General features: G+C 39.9%; 1 protein-coding gene. It reads right to left on the minus strand.

The window, feature by feature from the left end:
- On the minus strand, positions 1–271 hold a 271-nt coding region (locus tag AC1ECF_RS17620; RefSeq protein WP_480390740.1), incomplete at both ends, for an NAD(P)-dependent oxidoreductase.

Here is a 271-nt window from a genome sequence, read left to right on the forward strand (position 1 = left end):
CTAGTGCTTCTAAAAGCTCCTCTTCTTTTACAAGGTCCCCTCTACCAAAATTCATAAAGATAGAGGTGGGCTTCATTCTTTGAAGATGTTTACTGGTCAGCAATCCTCTCGTTTCCTCTGTACTTGGTAATACAGAAATAAGGATATCAGCAGCTGGTAAAGCTTGCTCTAGTTTTTCAAATGATACCATAGATTCCATATATTCTGCCTTCTGTCCACTTCGTTTACATCCGATTGTTTTTACTCCGAAAGCCTGTAATAGCCTTCCGAC

The organism is Psychrobacillus sp. Z3-81, from assembly GCF_056620325.1.